Source organism: Nitrococcus mobilis Nb-231, assembly GCF_000153205.1.
Taxonomy (GTDB): domain Bacteria; phylum Pseudomonadota; class Gammaproteobacteria; order Nitrococcales; family Nitrococcaceae; genus Nitrococcus; species Nitrococcus mobilis.
Window position 1 is genome coordinate 3,485,280 of sequence record NZ_CH672427.1, and the last position, 18,977, is coordinate 3,504,256.

The window sequence follows — 18,977 nt, forward strand, 5'->3', positions numbered from 1 at the left end:
GGCCGCCATGTTTGAGTCGCTGATCCGTTTCGTCCGCGAACAATATCGGACCAACGAATTCATTCCCCTGCACGCGCCAGTATTTAACGGGCGTGAGCGGGACTGCGTCATCGATACGATTGATACCACTTTCGTCTCTAGCGTAGGCGCTTACGTCGATCGGTTCGAGCGCGATGTGGCGACATACACTGGGAGCGCCCGTGCGATCGCTACGGTAAACGGCACTGCGGCTCTCCATGTAGCCCTACGGCTGGCGGGCGTGCAGGCAGGAGATCTGGTTCTCACGCAACCCCTGACTTTCGTGGCCACTTGCAATGCAATCGCCTACGGCGGCGCCGAGCCCGTTTTTATCGACGTCGATCGGGGGACTCTGGGGTTGTCTCCTATAGCACTCGAGGCTTGGCTGAGTGAACGGGCGTTTATCGACGATGCTGGATGCTGCCGCCTGAAAGCGGGTCTCAGGCCGATCCGTGTTTGCTTGCCGGTGCATACCTTTGGGCATCCCGCAGATCTCGATGGACTGCTTGGCGTTTGTCAGCGCTGGAACCTTTTTCTGATCGAAGATGCCGCCGCGGCCGTAGGCAGTTTTTACAAGGGGCGCCACACTGGCACTTTCGGTCGGTTGGGTGTTTTGAGCTTTAATGGCAACAAGATAATCACTACCGGCGGCGGGGGTATGCTGCTTGCGGACGACGCACTTGGCACCCGTGCCAAGCATCTGACGACCACCGCAAAACAACCCCACCCATATGAATACATCCATGACGAATTGGGTTACAACTACCGTTTGCCGAATCTGAATGCCGCCCTAGGCTGTGCACAGCTAGAGCAATTGGAGCGGTTTATTAGCCAGAAGCGAAAGCTAGCCGCGCGTTATGCAACTGAGCTCAACGGAAGCGCGCTGCAATTCGTCACGGAACCCATGGGTTGCCGCAGTAACTATTGGCTCAACGCTGTACTGTGCGAGGATCGGATGCAGCGGGAGGCGCTGTTGACTGCGACCAACGCGGCCGGAGTAATGACGCGGCCGGCGTGGCAGTTGATGAATCGGCTGCCGATGTATCACGACTGCTTACGTGGAGCGTTGGATAACGCCGAGTGGCTAGAAGCGCGCGTGGTGAATCTTCCCAGCAGCGTGCTACCGGACGGTTTGGTCTGATGAGAAGAGTCACCGTGTTCACTGGCACCCGCGCCGAATACGGGCTGCTCTACTGGCTAATGAAGGAGATCGATTCCAGACTGGGGCTCGAGCTCCAAATAATCGTCAGTGGAATGCACCTATCGCCCGAGTTCGGCGAAACTTGGCGTCAGATTGAAGCTGATGGTTTTAGGATCGATGCTAAGGTCGAGATGTTACTCTCCTCCGACACGCCGCTCGGCGTCGTCAAATCCATGGGTCTTGGCACCATCGGCTTTGCCGACGCGCTGGATCGATTGCGCCCGGACGTACTAGTCGTGCTGGGGGATCGTTTCGAGGCGCTTGCAGTGGTGCAGGCCGCCCTCATACTGCGGATCCCGGTCGCGCACCTCCATGGTGGAGAGATCACCGAAGGCGCATACGATGATGCGATCCGTCATGCAATTACAAAGATGGCCAGTCTCCACTTCGTGGCGGCGGAGCCGTACCGGCAGCGTGTCATCCAGATGGGCGAGTCGCCGGCGCGAGTTTTCAACGTCGGCGCGGTCGGGCTGGATCACGTTACCCGCAGTTCGCTGCTGAGTGCCGACGAACTGGCCCGGAGTCTGAAGTTTCCGCTACGCGCTCCCTACCTGCTAGTGACATACCATCCCGTTACGCTGGGGGAAGAAGACCCGATAATCGCTTTTCAGGCGCTGCTGCAGGCGCTTGATGCCTTTCCTCACTGCCAGGTAATCCTGACCTATCCAAACGCGGATAACGGCAGTCGTACGATCATTCCCTTGCTAGAAGATTACGCGCGGGCGCGACCCGAGCGCGTTGTGGCATTACCGTCATTGGGTTTTTATCGCTACCTCAGCGCGCTGGCAACGGCAAGCGCCGTCGTAGGCAACTCATCCAGTGGCATAATCGAAGCGCCGGCGTTCAAGGTCCCCACGGTGAACATCGGCACACGGCAGCGGGGGCGCCTTGCCGCGGATTCCGTAGTTCACTGCGAGCCGGATTTTCCCGCTATCCAACAGGCGCTGGCCGAGGTACTTTCAACCGAATTTCGCGTGAAGTGCCAGGATGTCCGCAACCCCTACGGTCAAGGCAGCGCGGCTGTAGCCATCACTGATGCCCTAACGCGTTTCGACAGCGCAGTTCAGAAGCACTTCCATGATTTGGGCTGATTCAACGACCGTTTCACAACGTGTTCGCGTCATTGCCGAGGCCGGTGTAAACCATAACGGCTCCCTGGATCTTGCTCTGCGGCTGGTGGATGCAGCAGCGGAGGCGGGTGCCGACGCGGTCAAGTTTCAAACCTTCAAAGCCAGTGCGATCGTCAGTCGCTTCGCTTCCAAGGCCAGTTATCAAAAGGAAACGACCGGCACCAACGAGAGTCAGTTGGAGATGGTGCGCAAACTGGAACTCCCGCTACAAGATCATCACGCCCTTCTGACGCACTGCAAACAGCGCAGCATCGAGTTTCTCTCGACGCCGTTCGACCGGCAGAGCGCTCGCTTTCTGATTTGTGAACTCGGTTTGGAGCGCATAAAGCTGGCGTCAGGCGAAATTACCAACGCTCCCCTGTTGCTCGCCGTCGCGCAACTGGGCAAGCCGGTTATTCTCTCCACCGGCATGAGCACCCTAGCCGAGGTTGAAAATGCGCTCGGTGTTCTCGCCTTCGGCTATCTCGGATCATTGGCGCCGCCCGATGGCGCGGTTTTTCGCGACGCTTTTGTTTCCTCTGCAGGTCAGTCCATGCTTGCCGAACGGGTCAGCCTCCTGCATTGCACCACCGAGTATCCAGCACCCTTTGAGCAGGTCAACCTGCGCACAATGGATACTTTGGCGGTTGCCTTTTCCCTACCGGTGGGATTGTCGGATCACACACTTGGTATTGCCGTGCCCATCGCGGCGGTAGCCCGTGGTGCTTGCATTATCGAAAAGCACTTTACTCTGGATAAAACGATGCCGGGACCAGATCACCGCGCCTCGCTGGAACCTGCCGAGCTTGCCGCTATGGTATCCGGTATCCGGCAAGTAGAGGCGGCGCTGGGAAGCCCAGTGAAGCGGCCAAGCCAGGCGGAGCTGAGCAACCGCAGCGTTGCACGTAAGAGCCTAGTCGCACTACGGCCAGTGCAACGAGGGGAAGTATTCTCCGACGGTAACCTTGGATGTAAGCGGCCGGGTCAGGGTCTCTCTCCCTTTATGTTTTGGGATACTTTGGGCCGAGCCGCGGTTCGAGACTTTGACGAGGACGAGCCCATTGAGTATTGACCAGGCGAGACAGTTGCAGCGTCTTCTTTTGGGCGCCGGCGGCCATGCTCGTGTGTTAATCGATGCGCTACAGGCGGCGGACGAAACCGTAGCCGGGGTGCTCGATCCGCGGCATGCGCCTGGCAGCCGCTTCGATGGCTTGCCCGTGTTGGGTGGTGACGAATGGTTAGAACAACAACCAAGCTCCTCTATTAGTCTGGTAAACGGCGTGGGTGCCAATCCTACGACTGCCTCGCGACGTGCCCTTTTCGAGCGCTGGTGCGCGCGGGGGTACCGCTTTGACACGGTTATCCACCCCAGCGCCGTCATCGCCATTAGCGCCCGCCTGAGTGAGGGTGTTCAAGTACTTGCACGCGCTGTGATACAGACCGGCGCAGTGTTGGCGGGAAACGTGGTTGTCAACACTGGCGCAATTATCGAACACGATGTGGCGGTGGCAGCTCACGCCTTTATCGGTCCCGGTGTGGTCATCTGCGGTGACGTGCGCATAGGTGCCGCTGCGTTTGTGGGTGCGGGAGCGGTGGTCCTGCCCGGCGTGACGGTTGGCCCTGATTCCATTGTTGCAGCCGGTGCGACCGTGATCCGAGACGTTCCGGCTGGGCAATGCGTGATTGGGTCGTCGGCACGGGAGAGACTGCCATCTTCGGCTGCACCCGGAGTCGACGGGCAGGGGGAGGACTCGGTTGGATTGGCGTAGTGTTGTCGTACAGCCTGAGCTCGCGTTAGTGGAGACTATAAGACGCATCGATGAGGCGGGCCTGCAAGTCGCGCTGGTTGCCGACGACGCCCATCGTTTGCTCGGCGTGGTGACCGATGGTGATATCCGGCGCGCGATTCTGCGGGGAGTGGAGTTGCAGGCACCCACTTCAACAATCATGAACCCAAAGCCGCACACGCTGCCGCAGCATAAACCGCGCAGGGAGATCCTCGCCTATATGCGTCGGTACTCGCTGCGCCAGGTTCCTGTCGTCAATGTAGATGGCAAGCTGGTGGGTCTGGAGTTGCTCGATGCTCTGATCGGGGCGGCCGAGTTGCCTAACGCTGTGGTGCTTATGGCCGGTGGGCTTGGTACACGGTTGAGGCCTCTTACAGAAACCTGCCCAAAGCCTTTGCTGTCGGTAGGTGGCAAGCCGATTCTGGAGCGCATTCTCGGTGCCTTTATCGAAGAAGGGTTCCGTCATTTTTACTTCGCCGTTAATTACAAAGCCGAGATGATCATCGAACATTTCGGGGACGGAGGGCGCTGGGGGGTGCAGATCGAGTATCTCCGCGAAACTCGGCGACTCGGGACAGCGGGTGCGCTTTCGCTGCTGCCGATATGGCCGGAGCACCCATTCTTCGTCATGAATGGTGATCTGCTAACGCAAGCCAACTTTTCACGCATGCTCGAGTTTCATGAGCAATACGGTGGTTTGGCTACGATGGCGGTGCGCGAGTATGACATTCGAATTCCGTACGGAGTGGTGCGTCTGGACGGCGATAAAATTCTGTCCATCAAGGAGAAGCCGCTTCACAGTTTTTTCGTGAATGCCGGTATCTATGTGCTCGAGCCGGAGGCGGTGGCGCATATTCCGGCCAATGACTATTGTGACATGCCGAGTTTGTTCAAGCGGTTAAACGGTGCTGGTTCGACGGCAGCCTATCCGTTGAGGGAGTACTGGTTGGATATCGGTAGGCAAGAAGAACTCGAGCGCGCTCATTCCGAGTGGACAAATCTGGAAGAGACATGAACGACGTTCCGCGTATTCTAGGCATTATTCCGGCACGCGGCGGTAGCAAGGGTGTACCAAGGAAAAATGTCCGCTGCGTCGCAGGCAAACCCCTTATCGGCTATACAATCGAGGCGGCGCAGGGGGCCTCACGCTTGTCACGGGTAGTGGTCTCTACCGAGGATGCGGAGATCTCAGCAGTAGCACGTGCCTGTGGCGTCGAGGTTTTGCCGCGCCCCGTGGATCTCGCCGCTGACGATACGCCCGGTATCGCGCCAGTGCTCCATGCGATGGAGCAAATGTCGGAATATGATTATGTGGTGCTGCTTCAGCCGACATCTCCACTTCGGACCGCGCTGGATATCGACGCAGCGATAGAAACCTGCATGAGCGCGCAGGCTCCAGCGTGCGTGAGCGTGAGCGAGGCTGCGCAGAGTCCGTACTGGATGTTCCGGATCGAAGCCGGCGGGAAGATGCAGCCGCTCCTTAGCGCATCGGCTGACGAGTATTCCCGCAGGCAGAATGTTCCACCCGCCTATGCCCTCAATGGCGCGGTATACGTGGCGGTAACCGATTGGCTACGCGAACGACAAACCTTTCTCACATCCGAGACGGTTGCTTACACGATGCCGCAGGAGCGGTCGCTGGACATCGATTCCGAGTGGGATTTCCTCATCTTTGGCTTAGTGTTGGAAAAGAAGCCATGATTTATATAGTGGAATCTGCTTATCAACTTAACGCAGCCGGTGGTTACCGAAGTCTCGCCTTCGTGGGAATAGCACACCGGAGTGGTGAAGCCGCCCTATAGATGACGCTGCGATGAAGCCGAGAGGCGGGTTCATCCCGACATGACGTGATCAGCTGCGTTAAGTTGACAGGCAAATAATGGAAAGTTGTCGATTTAAGCCGAGGAGCAACCTTGATGAGGGAGCGCGCACACAAGGGATGCGTTCTGGGGCCGATCAGGGCGATCAACGGAGTTGTCAGTCTTTCCATCATTGCCTTGTGGCGGTGGGGTTGCGGCGCATCAATCAGTGGGAGAAGTTGTTCGTCAGAGCGGAGCTGATACTGTAACGATTGCACTATTTGCCTATGGCCCGTCAAACTCTTAGAGAGAAGCCCTTGCTAGTCGGTCTCTCGGTTCGCAGTTCGATGGATGGCGATACATAAGCTTCAAGCAAGTCGCCGTAGTGAATTACGTGTAATGAATCTATACTGCGGTGCGCTCATGAGAAGGTTGGCGCTGAGCTGAGTTTGGTTTCGAGTACAGGCTTCGCGAATTGGTGCCGATCACGCTGTTGCTCAACTACTCTGCAATCGGCAAGCTCCCTAGTCGGTATCTGCGTGGAGATGCGATGGCTGTTCGATAGGAGTCAGGGTTACGGTGACCACCGAGGGTTGCACCTGATTCCTGGCGGGGTCCGGTCCTTTCCTCGGACGCGAGCAGACGGCATGAATGCCAACGTGTGGCACATTGGCTGTAACAGCCGACCTGTGCGAGGCGAGTCCAACAAAGGTTGGTGGCAAACCGCTTTCGCTGATTTGTTTGCTGGCACAGCGGTGTACTTTGCTTATTCTTTCGCGGCTTATCCAAATAGCACCATAGATACTCCTGCGGAGTGCGACTATTGTGGCTACCGTTTCGCTGTTCCCATCATGGGGCACAACATGATCGGCTGCCAGTTTCCGTCCGAAGAGAGTGGAGGTATCCGGTTGCATGCCCTGTGCGGCTGGGTGGCGACCGCGAAATGAACGGGATGGAGACAGGAAGCGAGATCGCTTCTCTTGCGGCCCTGCTCGAATTCGAGAACCACCCCTCACTTCTAGAGTTCGTTTGTCCTTCAACCGGAGTATTGCTTTGGCCGGCAATTCGCAACCAGGTCATCCGGTTAATGATGTCAGATTGGGTTTACACGACCCAGCCGTTGGTTCAGGTCCATGGAAGATTAGGCCTGGCTCGATCGGCCGGGGTTGCAGTGCGCGCCGTTGTCCATAATCTTACACGGCCGGCACGGCCGGCTCGTGTTCTGATGTATGCTACAGGAGCGGGCCTGATCGAGCGGGAAGGTAGTTATTTCAATCGCTATACGGGTTACTTCTCGGAAGCACTCCGTGGAGACACATGGTCTGTCGAGGGTATTCCCTTTGATACGTGGCCTATGCCCCGCATAGACAATCGTGTCTCCTTTTCAACACCTGCGAAAACATGGGCTTTCCTCAGAGCCAAGCTCGCACTCGGATCCAGCGAGATTCGGCAGGCGACCGAGCTGGTAACACTGGCGGAACGCCGTGCTCAGCAGGTGCTTGGCTGGCGCCTCGGCAACGCGCGTCGAAGCTGGCTGATACGCTTTTGCGCCAGGCAGCTGGCGTCATATCCTCTTCGCCGCAGAAATTTAGAGGTATGGTTGCGTCGCGTTCGGCCCCGTCTTCTACTCACTGAAGAGGGCTGTTACGGCCACATGGCGGTACTTAATGCGACTGCCCGTGAGTACGGCATCCCAGTGGCGGAATTTCAGCACGGCATAACGACGAGCGGGCACATCGCGTACAATGTTGCACCTGTTCTTGCCACGAATGCTAAGTACCGCGACACTCAGCCCAATTACTTCCTGGCTTACGGCTCGTGGTGGAATGCCCAATTTAACGCGCCAGTGAGCAAGGTTGTTGTCGGCAATCCCCACCGATCAGCGCTGCTTGAGCGCCGAGAGCGCCCCAGGGTGGAGGCGGCTCCTCTTGTATTGGTGCTCGGCGACGGCATTGAGACCGACCTATATATTGCCTTGTGCCGCGAATTGGGCGAATTGTTGCCAGCGCCATTCAAGGTTGTGTTTCGGCCGCATCCGCTAGAGCGAGATCGCGTTTTGGCGGGCAGGTGTACGAAGTTTGGCCGCGTGGCAATAGATCAAGGACGTGATATCTATCCGTCGCTCTTTAAAAGCCATGTCGTCGTCTCGGAGGTCTCCACGGGACTGTTCGAAGCGGCCGGGCTCGTCGAGCGGATCTTTGTTTGGAACACGCCCAAGAGCCGTTTCAGCCTGCCTGGGCACCCCTTCGCCCACTTTGGCACCGCGACTGAACTTGCGAACGCAATCCAGACGACCTCCGCGGGCTTTATTCGGGATTCAATGCAAAAAAGCCTCTGGGCACCGAACTGGCGAGCGCGGTTCACCCGGTTCACGGATTCCGTGATTAATGGCAACCAGGACACCGAGACACGCCTATATTGCGAATGAAGCTTAGAGGATATTCCTGTGTGCAAAGTTGGCCATAGACGTTCGGCCCGACGCGTGGCGTGGTTATCGATGCGACGGGGCTGCCAATGACCATCGTGGACTTCGGCATGGGGAATCTCGGCTCAATTGCTAATATGATCAAAAAGGTGGGCGGGAAGCCGATGGTGACCTCTGATCCGGAACGAATCGCTGCGGCCGAAAAGCTGATTCTGCCGGGTGTGGGAGCGTTTGATCACGGCATGAGGAGTCTTGAGGCGCTAGGCTTGGTTAGCGCCCTGGAGCAGGCTGTTAGGCAGCACAAGGCTCCGATATTGGGTGTCTGCCTTGGAATGCAGCTCATGCTCGATGCAAGTGAAGAGGGCGCTATCGCCGGCCTGGGTTGGGTGTCTGGGAAGGCGCGGCGCTTTCCCGGAGATAAGCCAGTGCTGAAGGTACCCCACATGGGCTGGAACGGCGTACGCGCCGTGAAGCTCAATCCCCTGCTTGAGCTGAACGCCGCCGAACGGCCCCGCTTCTATTTTGTGCATTCTTATAAAGTAGAATGCGCTAGTAAGGAGGACGTGCTAGCGGTATCGAGTTACGGCGTAGAGTTCTGCTCAGCGTTTCAGCGCGAGAATATCTTCGGTGTTCAATTTCACCCCGAAAAAAGCCATATCTTTGGAATGCGGCTGTTTCAGAATTTCTTGGAGCTATAGATGTTCTTGCCTAGGGTCGTTCCATGCTTACTTCTCCACAGCAATGGCTTGGTGAAGACGAGAAGGTTCGGTTCGCCGACCTATGTCGGAGATCCTATCAATGCGATTAAAATATTTAATGACAAGCGTGTCGACGAGCTTGTCTTTTTCGATATCGATGCGAGCCGGAATGCTGCCGAGCCCAACTATAGACTCATTGAACAGATCGCTAGCGAATGCTTCATGCCCGTCTGCTACGGTGGCGGCGTGAGAACCGTGAAACAGGCGCGGCGGATCACGAACATCGGCATAGAGAAGGTTTCGGTCAATTACGCAACGCTTACTGAGCCGGGGTTGATTCGAGAGCTGGCGAATCTGCTTGGCTCCCAATCCGTTGTTGCTTCAGTCGATATAAAAAGGAATTGGCTCGGAAAGTACCGCGTCTACGACTCAGTTCGGGGGAAGGTGACCAGGCACGAACCCTTGGCGCACATCGATAATCTGATCGCGCAGGGCGCTGGGGAAATTTTCATTAACAATGTCGATGCCGATGGAATGCAGCAGGGCTACGATATCGGCCTCATCAGCGAGATCACACGGCGCGTCAATGTTCCGCTAATTGCCTGCGGAGGCGCCGGCTCACTGGAGCATATCCGCGCAGTAACTAAGGAGGCGGGAGCTTCTGCGGCCGCGGCTGGTAGTTTTTTTGTTTTCAAAGGTCCGCACCGGGCTGTGTTAATAAACTATCCCTCTTATAAGGAACTCGTGGAATTGCTTGCATAGAACCCAGCAACTGTTCCGCGAACTGCTGTAGCACCGTACGGCCCTGCATGTTCCATGCTCAGAGCATCAATTTTTTTTATCTAGGCCATGAGATATGAGTACGAGTTACCAGACCTGTTCCCGCTGCATAATGGATAGTACGGATCCGGATATCGTCTTCGACGAGCACGGTGTCTGCAACCATTGCTATCGCTATGATGATCAGGTGCGCCGCCGCACCTTTCCGGCGGCAGAACGCCAGGGCCGGCTGGACGCATTGGTAGCTAGAATAAAAGAGCAAGGAAAGCGCAAGCCGTACGATTGTGTCATTGGTGTGAGCGGTGGCGTTGACAGTACCTATGTCGCCTACCTCACCAAGCAACTTGGCTTGCGGCCCCTCGCAGTTCACTTCGATAATGGCTGGGATTCGGAGTTTGCCGTTGCGAATATCGAGAAGACCCTAGATCGTTTGAGTATCGACCTCTACACTTACGTTGTCGACTGGGAAGAATTCAAGGATCTGCAGCTCTCATTTCTGAAAGCCTCGACGCCGGATGGCGAGGTGCCTACTGATCATGCCATCGTCGCGTTGCTATACCGGATGGCAGCGAAGTATGGCGTGAAGCATATTCTGTTAGGTACTAATGTGGCGAGCGAGGCCATCATGCCCATCAAATGGGGCTATGGCTACTCGGATTACCGCTATATAAAAGGGGTCCAACGCCAATTCGGTTCTCGTAAGCTGAAAAGCTACCCGCATTACACCTTGCCGAAGCTGTTTGAGTATATGGTATTACGCCGGATAAAAATAGTACCAATCCTTGATTACGTCGATTATAGAAAGGAAGTTGCGATAAAAATAATTCAGGATGAGTTCGACTGGAAAGACTACGGCGGCAAGCATCACGAATCTGTATACACGCGTTTTTACCAGTCTTATATACTTCCGCGTAAATTCAATATCGATAAGCGGCGGGCGCATAACGCGAATCTCCTGCTTTCCGGGCAGATTACTCGTTCCGAAGCCCTTCAGGGACTAGAAGCTCCTGCGTATCACGAAATGGCTATGCAAGAGGAGCTTGAATACGTAATTAAGAAGTTAGGTATTACAGAAGAAGAGTTTGAGCGCCTGATGGAGTTGCCGGTACAGACATTCTTCGATTATTCCTCTAACTACAAGACACTTAGTCAAGTGAAGTATTTCATGGGGCGACGTAAGGCCGAAAAAGCCTAGATCGTCAATGCGAACCAAGATCCCACCTACTATTAGAGTAAGTACGCTGATGGCGTGCAGTTATATTTTAGTGGGTGTGCTTTTTTTTGTATTAATCGGAAATGCGGCCTTAAATGGGAAGGTTGATCTTCAGTTCTTTGCAGACTCGCTGACTTACGCAAGCGCTGCGGAGGAGTGGCGGTTTGGCGATTTTTATAGTTTGGTGGGTGTAAATAAGAACTACCTTGGGCCCGTGCTTATCTTTAGGGCGCTTTTCATGGAGCATTGGGCAGTGTTGGTGTTCAATGCGGGTTTGTTTTTGATTAGTCTTGCCTTGCTCGGGAAAAACAACTTAGTTGATCGACGTGTTTTAGTTTTTACCCTTGCTTTAAGCCCGATAACGTTTTCGAGTTTACTTTCCATCAATAAAGAGATTTTGTCTTTATTCGTTGTGGCATTGCTGATCTGTAACATCAGTCGGAAAAGCTTCGCTATTACCTTGTTTGCGATAGTAGTTTCATTTTTCGTTAGATGGCAGATGACAGTTTTTGTATTTGCCTTAGTTCTGCTTGACTCCCGTATTAATCCGGTTTTCAAGTCTCGTTGGTTAACATTAATAGGTGCTTTGGCTGGGCTTTCTATAGTGTATCCGTTAACGCTTTCACTCTTTAGTCATACAGATGCCGTTGCTGCTCTGGGCGCTGCGGAGAGTGAAGGGAGCGGATTGTATTCGATGATGATAAAAATACAGAACATGGGTGGATATTTCATCGTATTTATCCCAAAAGTGTTGCAGAGCATGTTTGGGCTTGCAGCAAAAGTTGGAAATATCGATAGTTTAGGGTTTTATAATAGTATAGTAGTGGGTTTACATTCAGTTGTTGCTTTTCTGTTGTTTTTATTTTTATTGGTTTTGAGGCGGTTCTCGTTACAGAATGATGCCATATTTATGGCAATGTTGTATTGTGCAATATTCGGGCTTTCTCCAATTTATGCTCCACGGTACTATTATCCTGCATTCGTGATGATGTGTTTCGCGTTGTCGATGCGTAGAAGAAGCGGCCATATAAAGTTTCGAGATAGTGATTCGAATGTAAAATGCCGTTGAAAGTCCTTTTTTTTCACCCAGCAGCTTCTTTTGGGGGTGCTTCCAAGAGCTTGGTAGAACTTGTGAAGGCATTCCCTACCGGCACGGTTGAGGCTACCGTGATTTGTCCGAAAGGCTCAGTCGTCCGCGCGTTTCAGGAAGCGGGCATGAAAGTTATCGCCGCTTGGGGCCTTTCACAATGGGACAATACGCTATTCAGTTACTATCGCGGCTGGCGGTGGGGTGTGCTGTTGCGAGAGCTGGTATTCCTTCCGCATTCACTGCACGCGCTGTGGCGAGCGTGGCGCATCGGGCCTTACGATCTGATACACCTCAACGAGGTGACGCTATTGCCGGTCGGACTTCTTGCCCAGAAATTATTGCGGCTTCCGCTCGTGGTGCATGTGCGGTCCCTGCAGCGGGGTGAAGCCCGTGATGCCCGCACGCGCTGGTTCACCCGCCACCTGCTGAATCGTGCGGATGCCGTCATAGCCATCGATGAGACAGTGCGGCGGACTCTGCCGAATCGGTTGCCGGTGCGTATCGTACACAACGGTATACGGGTTTGTCCGGAGGAGCGAGGCCAGACCGCAAAAAAGAGGTTCCGGGTGGGTATGATAGGGGGCCTGCTGAAGGTCAAGGGCGTTTATGAATTTTTTGAGGCGGCCCGTATTCTCCTGAAGGAGCGGGAAATCGACGCAGAGTTCGTGGTGGCTGGCGAGAATGCGCGGGAGCTTTCAGGGCCTATGGGCTGGCTGTTGCGGAAACTCGATCTTGGGCATGACGTGCGAGCGGACCTCGAGAGCTTTGCGAAGGCGCATAATTTGGAGGAAAGAGTTCGCTTAGTCGGTTTCGTAAACGACGTACAGTCAATCTACAAGGAACTCGATCTGCTTTGTTTTCCTTCATACCTGGATGCGGCAGGGCGGCCTGTTTTCGAGGCAGCGTTCTTTTCGGTTCCGAGCGTGGTAGCAGTGCGGAATCCTCCTTCCGACACGATCGTACAGGGGGAGACAGGGTTGTGTATCGACTATCCCGATGCTCGCAAGTTGGCGGAGGTCATTGAGTATTTTTATCGTAACCGTGACGAATGTATACGGATGGGGGAAAATGCAAAGCGGCTTGCCCACAAAAACTTCGTCATCGAAAATAACGCAATACAGATTTATTCTATTTATGAATCGATCCTCGCGCAGCGCTCTTGACATGTTGGCGCGGCAGTGAATCTTTTAGTCGTTTCCCATTACTTTTGGCCAGAAGCTTTCATAATTACCGACCTGGTCAAGCGGCTTGTTAAGCACGGACATAATGTAACCGTGTTGACGGGGCGGCCGAACTACCCGGATGGCGAGCTGTTTCCGGGTTACGCGGAGCCGAAACTGCGACACGAACAGCTCCCGGAAGGGATCGACGTCTTTCGTGTGCCGCTGCGGCCGCGAGGTGTGGGTGGGGCGTCGAACCTCATATTAAATTATCTCTCTTTCGTCTGGCTGGGACTTAGATATTTCCCGCGGTTGGTTAAGAATCGCGACTTCGATTCCATCCTGGTTTTCGCGCCCTCTCCGATAACACAGGCCATCCCTGCCATTTTTCTCAAGTACTGCAAGCGAGCGCATCTTGCGATTTGGGTGCAGGACCTATGGCCGGAGAGCCTGGCCGCCACAGGCTTCGTGCGCAATCGCCTCATCTTGCGAGCAGTAGGTTGGATGGTGCATGGAATCTATGCTTGTACGGATACCCTGCTGGTGCAGTCCCGTGCCTTTATCGCTCCTACGGCGCGTTTCGCACGCGCTGACAAGATTATTTATTATCCCAACTCGATTGACCCGCCCGGGCTCGATGCCGCGGGAGACAATCCATTGCCTCTCGATCTGCTAGAGCTGCTGGAAACACACTTCTGCGTTGTTTTCGCGGGCAACATCGGCAAGGCTCAGGCCGTCGAGACGTTGGTGGGAGCGGCGGCGCGACTCAAGGAGGTGAGCGGGTGCAAGTTCGTCCTGGTCGGTAGTGGTAGCATGGTAAGTTGGGTTCGCGAGCGGAAAGACACCTTGGGGTTGGACAACCTGGTGCTTGCCGGCCGCTTCCCGATGGACACGATGCCCCAGATCTTCCGGCGTGCGGCGGCGTTAGTCGTGACGCTGAAGGATGAAGAGATCTTCTCATTTACCGTGCCGAGTAAACTTCAGGCTTATTTGGCGGCGGGAAAGCCCATCATTGCAGCGTTAAACGGTGAGGGTGCACGGGTGGTTAGAGAAGCCGGTGCAGGGGTGAGCTGTGCGGCTGAGGACGCTGGCGCGCTGGCGCAGTGTGTGCGTGACCTTTACGTCTTACCGCGAAGCGAGCGGGAACGCATGGGTGCGGCGGGTTATGCGTATTTCCTCGAGCATTTTGAAATGAATCGGCAGGCGCGGCGGTTGGTGGAAATTCTGGAATGCCGGATGGCACACACGCGAGGGGAGGGCTGATGCGGGTTTTGATCCTGGGTGTGACTGGAATGCTGGGAAGCGCTGTGTTCCGGGTGTTCGAAGCCGATGAGCGAAACGAGGTGTGGGGAACGATGCGCGACGCTACAGCGCGTCGCTTTTTCCCTGAGCGGGTCCATGATCGCTTACTCGGTGGTATCGATGTACTCGATCAGGACGCGCTCGCCGAGGCTCAGTCGCACGCTAACCCGGATCTCGTCATCAATTGCGTAGGCTTGATAAAACAGCGCAAGGAGGCGAAGAATCCGCTCCGCGTGCTGCCGATCAACGCCATGTTGCCGCATCGTCTCGCCAGGCTTTGCGCGCTGACGGATGCCCGCCTGATCCACGTGAGCACCGACTGCGTCTTTTCCGGAGGTTCAGGAAGGTATGCCGAAGCCGACCGTTCCGATGCGGAAGATCTGTATGGAAAGTCGAAGTTTATCGGCGAGCTGCACGATTCTCCCCATGCGATTACTTTGCGGACATCGATTATCGGCCACGAGCTCAGCTCGAATCACGCGCTGGTCGACTGGTTTCTATCGCAAGAGAACGCAGTTAAGGGATATACCAACGCCGTATTCTCCGGCCTGCCGACAGTGGAGTTGGCGCGTGTGATGAGGGACTTCGTCGCGCCGCGCCCGCGATTGCATGGCTTGTATCACGTCGCCGCGCGGCCCATCGACAAGTTCTCTTTGCTGACGTTGATAGCCGAGGTGTACGGCAAGAAAATCGAAATTACGCCGGATGACAAGCTACGTATTGACCGCTCCCTTATTTCAGAGCGCTTTACGGCGGCGACCGGCTACGTTGCGCCAGAGTGGCCGGATCTTGTCCGGCTCATGTACCAAAATCGTTGACTCGCTTACATTGCTCCTTCGAAATCATGGTGGGTAAGGAGCCAAGCCACCGCAATACTTGATGGCCATGATCTTGTTGTTGAGCCCATCCGAGGCTGGTTGAGTGATATCTGGCTCGGTCGGAGCGGTGTGTGGCTTTACACTGCGGCGCCATTCAAAGGGCACATTGGCTGCATGGCATGGTTGGGACGCGATGCTGAGCAAGTTACGCGGCAGATTAGGCAAAGAGAGCAGCCATGATTTTCGAGAATAAGTCGATTCTGGTCACTGGCGGGACGGGATCGCTGGGAAAGGTGCTCGTCCGGCGGATACTCGCGGGTGAATTTGGCACACCTAGGAAGGTGATCGTTTTGTCCCGGGACGAAGGCAAGCAGCACGACATGCGGTTGGCCTACCTGCACCAGCAGGTGACCACGGACGAGATCATTTATCGGAATTTTATGCAGGCGCTGGAGTTCCGCATCGGCGATGTGCGTGACTATGCGGATGTCTGCGGCGCCGTGCAGAGCGCAGACATTGTCGTTAACGCGGCGGCACTGAAGCAGGTGCCGACCTGTGAGTACTTTCCCGAGCAGGCGGTGCTTACGAATTGCATGGGAGCCGCGAACATCGTTCGGGCTGTTCGGGAGCACGGTTATCCGGTCGAGACTGTTGTTGGCATCAGCACTGACAAGGCGTGCAAGCCGGTTAACGTCATGGGTATGACGAAGGCGCTACAGGAGCGCATCTTTATCGGCGCGAATGTGCTAGTGAGCGATACGCGTTTTATGTGCGTGCGTTATGGCAATGTTTTGGCCTCGCGCGGATCCGTTATCCCGCTGTTCCATCACCAAATCCGCAATGGCGGCCCGGTCACTGTTACCTCGCCGAATATGACTCGTTTTCTACTGAGCCTCGATCAGGCGGTGGATACTGTATTCGCGGCATTGCGGGGCGCCAAACCGGGTGAGACTTATGTGCCCAATGCGCCGGCGGCGACCGTCGAAAATATTGCTAATGTGTTGATCGGCGACCGGGATATCGAGATCCGGGTCACCGGTGTCCGCCCCGGCGAGAAGATGCATGAAATTATGGTTTCCGAGGAGGAGTGCCTGCACACTGTTAGGCGCGGCGATTACCTGACGATCCTTCCCATGCTGCCGGAGCTTCGAGGTGAAAAAGGCGAAGGACCAGCCTTGAACAAGGAGTTTAGCTCCGCAGATAGGGTGCTGGATTTGGACGGCACGCGGGCACTGCTCGATCGCCACCGATTATTGAGGGGCCTAGAGGAACTCGCCGAGGGTGGAGAGTTGCTTCGCTGAGGGCTTTTTGTGAAACGACTCAAAGTAATGACCTTGGTCGGCACGAGGCCAGAAGTTATAAAACTGAGCCGGGTAATCGCCGAGCTCGACCGCTACACGGATCACTTGCTTGTCCATTCGGGACAAAACTACGACTACGAACTGAACGAGATCTTTTTCAACGACCTGGGCATCCGCTCGCCTGATCGTTTCCTGAATGTGGCCTGCGAAACCGCCGCAGGCACAATTAGCCAGGTGATAGCCCGAGCCGACGAGCTCATGGGAATCGAGCAGCCGGACGCGTTCCTAATCTATGGAGATACCAATACTTGTCTGGCTGTTATCGCAGCCAAGCGACGTCAGATCCCCATTTTTCATATGGAGGCGGGTAACCGGTGTTTTGATCAGCGCGTGCCGGAGGAACTGAATCGGAAGATCGTCGATCACCTAAGCGATATCAATCTGCCGCTCACGGAGCACGCCAGGCGATACCTGCTTGCGGAGGGGATTCGCCCGGAGATGATAATTAAAACCGGTTCTCCCATGAAGGAGATCCTGGCTCATTACCGGGATCGAATTGAAAGTTCGGATGTGCTTGAGCGGCTCGGCGTCGAGACCGGAGGCTATTTCCTGGTAAGTGCGCATCGCGAAGAGAATGTGGATACGCCGCGCCGCCTGAGTGAACTTTTGGATTCGCTCAAGGCAATAGCCGCCGAATACCGCAAGCCGATTATCATGTCCACCCATCCGCGTACCCGACACCGAATGGAAGGTTGGGATCTGAGCGGGCTTGCCAAGCATGTGCGTTTTCTCAAGCCGCTGGGTTTCCTCGACTACGTGCAGCTCCAAAAATCGGCGCTGTGTGTACTTTCGGACAGCGGTACGATTACCGAGGAGGCGGCACTGCTCAACCTGCGCGGGGTGATGATCAGGGACGCTCATGAGCGGCCGGAAGGGATGGATCGAGGTACCATAATTATGGCGGGCCTTGAGTCGAATCGCATACTCCAGGCCGTTGCCACCATTCTCCACCAGCACCCGCATCGCCCCGCGGCGGCTGCCATGGTGCCGGACTACGATGTCGACCGGGTTTCGGAGCAGGTCGTGCGGGTCATCATGAGCTACGTGGACTATGTCAATCGGACGGTTTGGCATAAGAGCTGAGTATCCGAAACATTTCCAATCGTCTTCAGTTATGAAAAGGCATGTTCTCGGTATCGGTGCGCGGGGGCTCGTCGGGTCGCACCTCTGTGGGCGGCTTGATCCGAATGGAAAGCGGGTGATGGCAGTGGCAACGTGAGACAAGTGGCCACGCAATTGGATAGTAGAGGAGCGCACGTGGACAGACCCCTGCGCATTGGCGTCACGGGGGCTTCCGGTTTTGTGGGGCGTGTGCTTCTGGAGCGCCTTGCCCGGGAGGGCTATCAAATTGTTGCCCTCACGAGGCAGCCAATCGACCTGCAAATTGCGACGGTGCGGGCAGTCGGGGATCTGGGCACTGCCGAAGGGCTGGGCGAGGCGCTGGAAGGCGTGGACGTGCTCATCCATTTGGCGGCGCGGGCACATGTAATGCGTGAGCATCGTTCTGATGCCGTGGCGCTTTATCGTGCGGTTAATGTCGATGGTACCGTGCGTCTGGCCGAAGCGGCGGTAGGAGCGGGTATCAAGCGGATTGTATTTGTCAGCAGCATCAAGGTGAATGGTGAGCAAACCACGGCACGTCCATTCACTGCGGACGACGAACCCGCGCCCGAGGATGCTTATGGCCTCTCGAAGCGGGAGGCTGAGGCGGCGCTTTGGAGGATCGCCGATAAAACGGGCCTGGAGGTTACCGTTATCAGACCGCCCCTTGTGTACGGCCCTTTGGTAAAAGGGAATTTGCGTCGTCTTGTATCCTTTGTCCAGCGTGGACTGCCGTTGCCGTTGGGGGCTGTGCGGAATCGGCGCAGCCTCGTCAGCGTCTACAATTTATGCGATTTGCTCGTTCGATGCGTCGAGCACCCTGCAGCGGCGGGACAGACCTTTCTCGCTTCAGACGGAGAGGATCTTTCCACTCCCGGGTTGATTCGAGAGATTGCCGCCGCGCTTTCACGACCGGCGCGGCTGTGGCCCGTTCCGGTACCGGTTCTCAGGTTGGCGGGTCGGATAACCGGAAGGCTCGATGAAGTCGACAGGCTCTGCGGCTCGCTGCAGGTGGATATCGCAAAGACATGTAATGTGCTTGACTGGCATCCGCCGTTGTCGGTCCGAGAGGGTTTTCGCCGTGCCATGGGCCGGGGCATAGCAAATTCGTGAAG

At 55.7% G+C, this 18,977-nt stretch carries 18 protein-coding genes; all 18 read left to right on the plus strand.

The window, feature by feature from the left end; all coding sequences use genetic code 11:
* Nucleotides 1-7 precede the first annotated feature (7 nt).
* The 18 genes from NB231_RS15840 (at nt 8) to NB231_RS15925 (ending at nt 18,975) form a co-directional block, all read left to right on the plus strand.
* Nucleotides 8-1,159, plus strand: a complete 1,152-nt coding sequence (locus tag NB231_RS15840) for a LegC family aminotransferase (protein WP_005004887.1) — start codon at nt 8-10, stop codon at nt 1,157-1,159.
* Complete coding sequence (gene neuC, locus NB231_RS15845) at nt 1,159-2,310, plus strand: UDP-N-acetylglucosamine 2-epimerase (RefSeq protein ID WP_005004890.1); 1,152 nt, start codon at nt 1,159-1,161, stop codon at nt 2,308-2,310. Before NB231_RS15840 ends, neuC begins: the two co-directional genes overlap by 1 nt.
* Nucleotides 2,297-3,400 (plus strand): N-acetylneuraminate synthase, encoded by a 1,104-nt coding sequence (gene neuB / locus NB231_RS15850; RefSeq protein ID WP_005004893.1) that lies wholly within the window; start codon nt 2,297-2,299, stop codon nt 3,398-3,400. Before neuC ends, neuB begins: the two co-directional genes overlap by 14 nt.
* The gene (locus tag NB231_RS15855; protein ID WP_156777053.1) at nt 3,390-4,097 is read left to right on the plus strand and encodes an acetyltransferase; all 708 of its coding nucleotides are present in this window, start codon (nt 3,390-3,392) and stop codon (nt 4,095-4,097) included. The genes neuB and NB231_RS15855 overlap by 11 nt, the downstream gene beginning before the upstream one ends.
* A complete protein-coding gene (locus NB231_RS15860) occupies nt 4,084-5,130 on the plus strand; it encodes a nucleotidyltransferase family protein (protein WP_040662573.1) in 1,047 nt (348 codons plus the stop codon). The genes NB231_RS15855 and NB231_RS15860 overlap by 14 nt, the downstream gene beginning before the upstream one ends.
* Nucleotides 5,127-5,816 (plus strand): acylneuraminate cytidylyltransferase family protein, encoded by a 690-nt coding sequence (locus NB231_RS15865; RefSeq protein WP_005004898.1) that lies wholly within the window; start codon nt 5,127-5,129, stop codon nt 5,814-5,816. Before NB231_RS15860 ends, NB231_RS15865 begins: the two co-directional genes overlap by 4 nt.
* 745 nt (nt 5,817-6,561) lie before the next feature.
* On the plus strand, nt 6,562-6,861 hold the full coding sequence (locus NB231_RS15870) for a type 1 glutamine amidotransferase family protein (RefSeq protein ID WP_005004900.1): 300 nt from the start codon (nt 6,562-6,564) through the stop codon (nt 6,859-6,861).
* The gene (locus NB231_RS15875) at nt 6,858-8,342 is read left to right on the plus strand and encodes a glycosyltransferase family protein (RefSeq protein ID WP_040662575.1); all 1,485 of its coding nucleotides are present in this window, start codon (nt 6,858-6,860) and stop codon (nt 8,340-8,342) included. Before NB231_RS15870 ends, NB231_RS15875 begins: the two co-directional genes overlap by 4 nt.
* Before the next feature lie 86 nt (nt 8,343-8,428).
* Nucleotides 8,429-9,037, plus strand: a complete 609-nt coding sequence (gene hisH / locus NB231_RS15880) for an imidazole glycerol phosphate synthase subunit HisH (RefSeq protein WP_005004907.1) — start codon at nt 8,429-8,431, stop codon at nt 9,035-9,037.
* A complete protein-coding gene (locus NB231_RS15885) occupies nt 9,038-9,799 on the plus strand; it encodes an AglZ/HisF2 family acetamidino modification protein (protein ID WP_005004908.1) in 762 nt (253 codons plus the stop codon).
* Between the two features lie 94 nt (nt 9,800-9,893).
* Complete coding sequence (locus NB231_RS15890; RefSeq protein WP_084766378.1) at nt 9,894-11,012, plus strand: N-acetyl sugar amidotransferase; 1,119 nt, start codon at nt 9,894-9,896, stop codon at nt 11,010-11,012.
* Nucleotides 11,013-11,019: 7 nt separating this feature from the next.
* Nucleotides 11,020-12,099: a hypothetical protein gene (locus NB231_RS15895; protein WP_005004914.1), complete on the plus strand. Its 1,080-nt coding sequence runs from the start codon at nt 11,020-11,022 to the stop codon at nt 12,097-12,099.
* Entirely contained in the window at nt 12,090-13,283 is a 1,194-nt protein-coding gene (locus NB231_RS15900; protein ID WP_040662579.1) for a glycosyltransferase family 4 protein, read from the plus strand. Before NB231_RS15895 ends, NB231_RS15900 begins: the two co-directional genes overlap by 10 nt.
* Nucleotides 13,284-13,298: 15 nt before the next feature.
* Nucleotides 13,299-14,543: a glycosyltransferase family 4 protein gene (locus NB231_RS15905; RefSeq protein WP_005004917.1), complete on the plus strand. Its 1,245-nt coding sequence runs from the start codon at nt 13,299-13,301 to the stop codon at nt 14,541-14,543.
* A complete protein-coding gene (locus tag NB231_RS15910; protein WP_005004918.1) occupies nt 14,543-15,400 on the plus strand; it encodes a dTDP-4-dehydrorhamnose reductase family protein in 858 nt (285 codons plus the stop codon). Before NB231_RS15905 ends, NB231_RS15910 begins: the two co-directional genes overlap by 1 nt.
* 236 nt (nt 15,401-15,636) lie before the next feature.
* Complete coding sequence (locus NB231_RS15915; protein WP_005004920.1) at nt 15,637-16,701, plus strand: polysaccharide biosynthesis protein; 1,065 nt, start codon at nt 15,637-15,639, stop codon at nt 16,699-16,701.
* A gap of 9 nt (nt 16,702-16,710) precedes the next feature.
* Entirely contained in the window at nt 16,711-17,844 is a 1,134-nt protein-coding gene (gene wecB / locus NB231_RS15920) for a non-hydrolyzing UDP-N-acetylglucosamine 2-epimerase (RefSeq protein WP_198007317.1), read from the plus strand.
* Between the two features lie 174 nt (nt 17,845-18,018).
* Nucleotides 18,019-18,975, plus strand: a complete 957-nt coding sequence (locus NB231_RS15925) for a UDP-glucose 4-epimerase family protein (protein ID WP_232210499.1) — start codon at nt 18,019-18,021, stop codon at nt 18,973-18,975.
* The last annotated feature ends 2 nt before the right edge of the window (nt 18,976-18,977 follow it).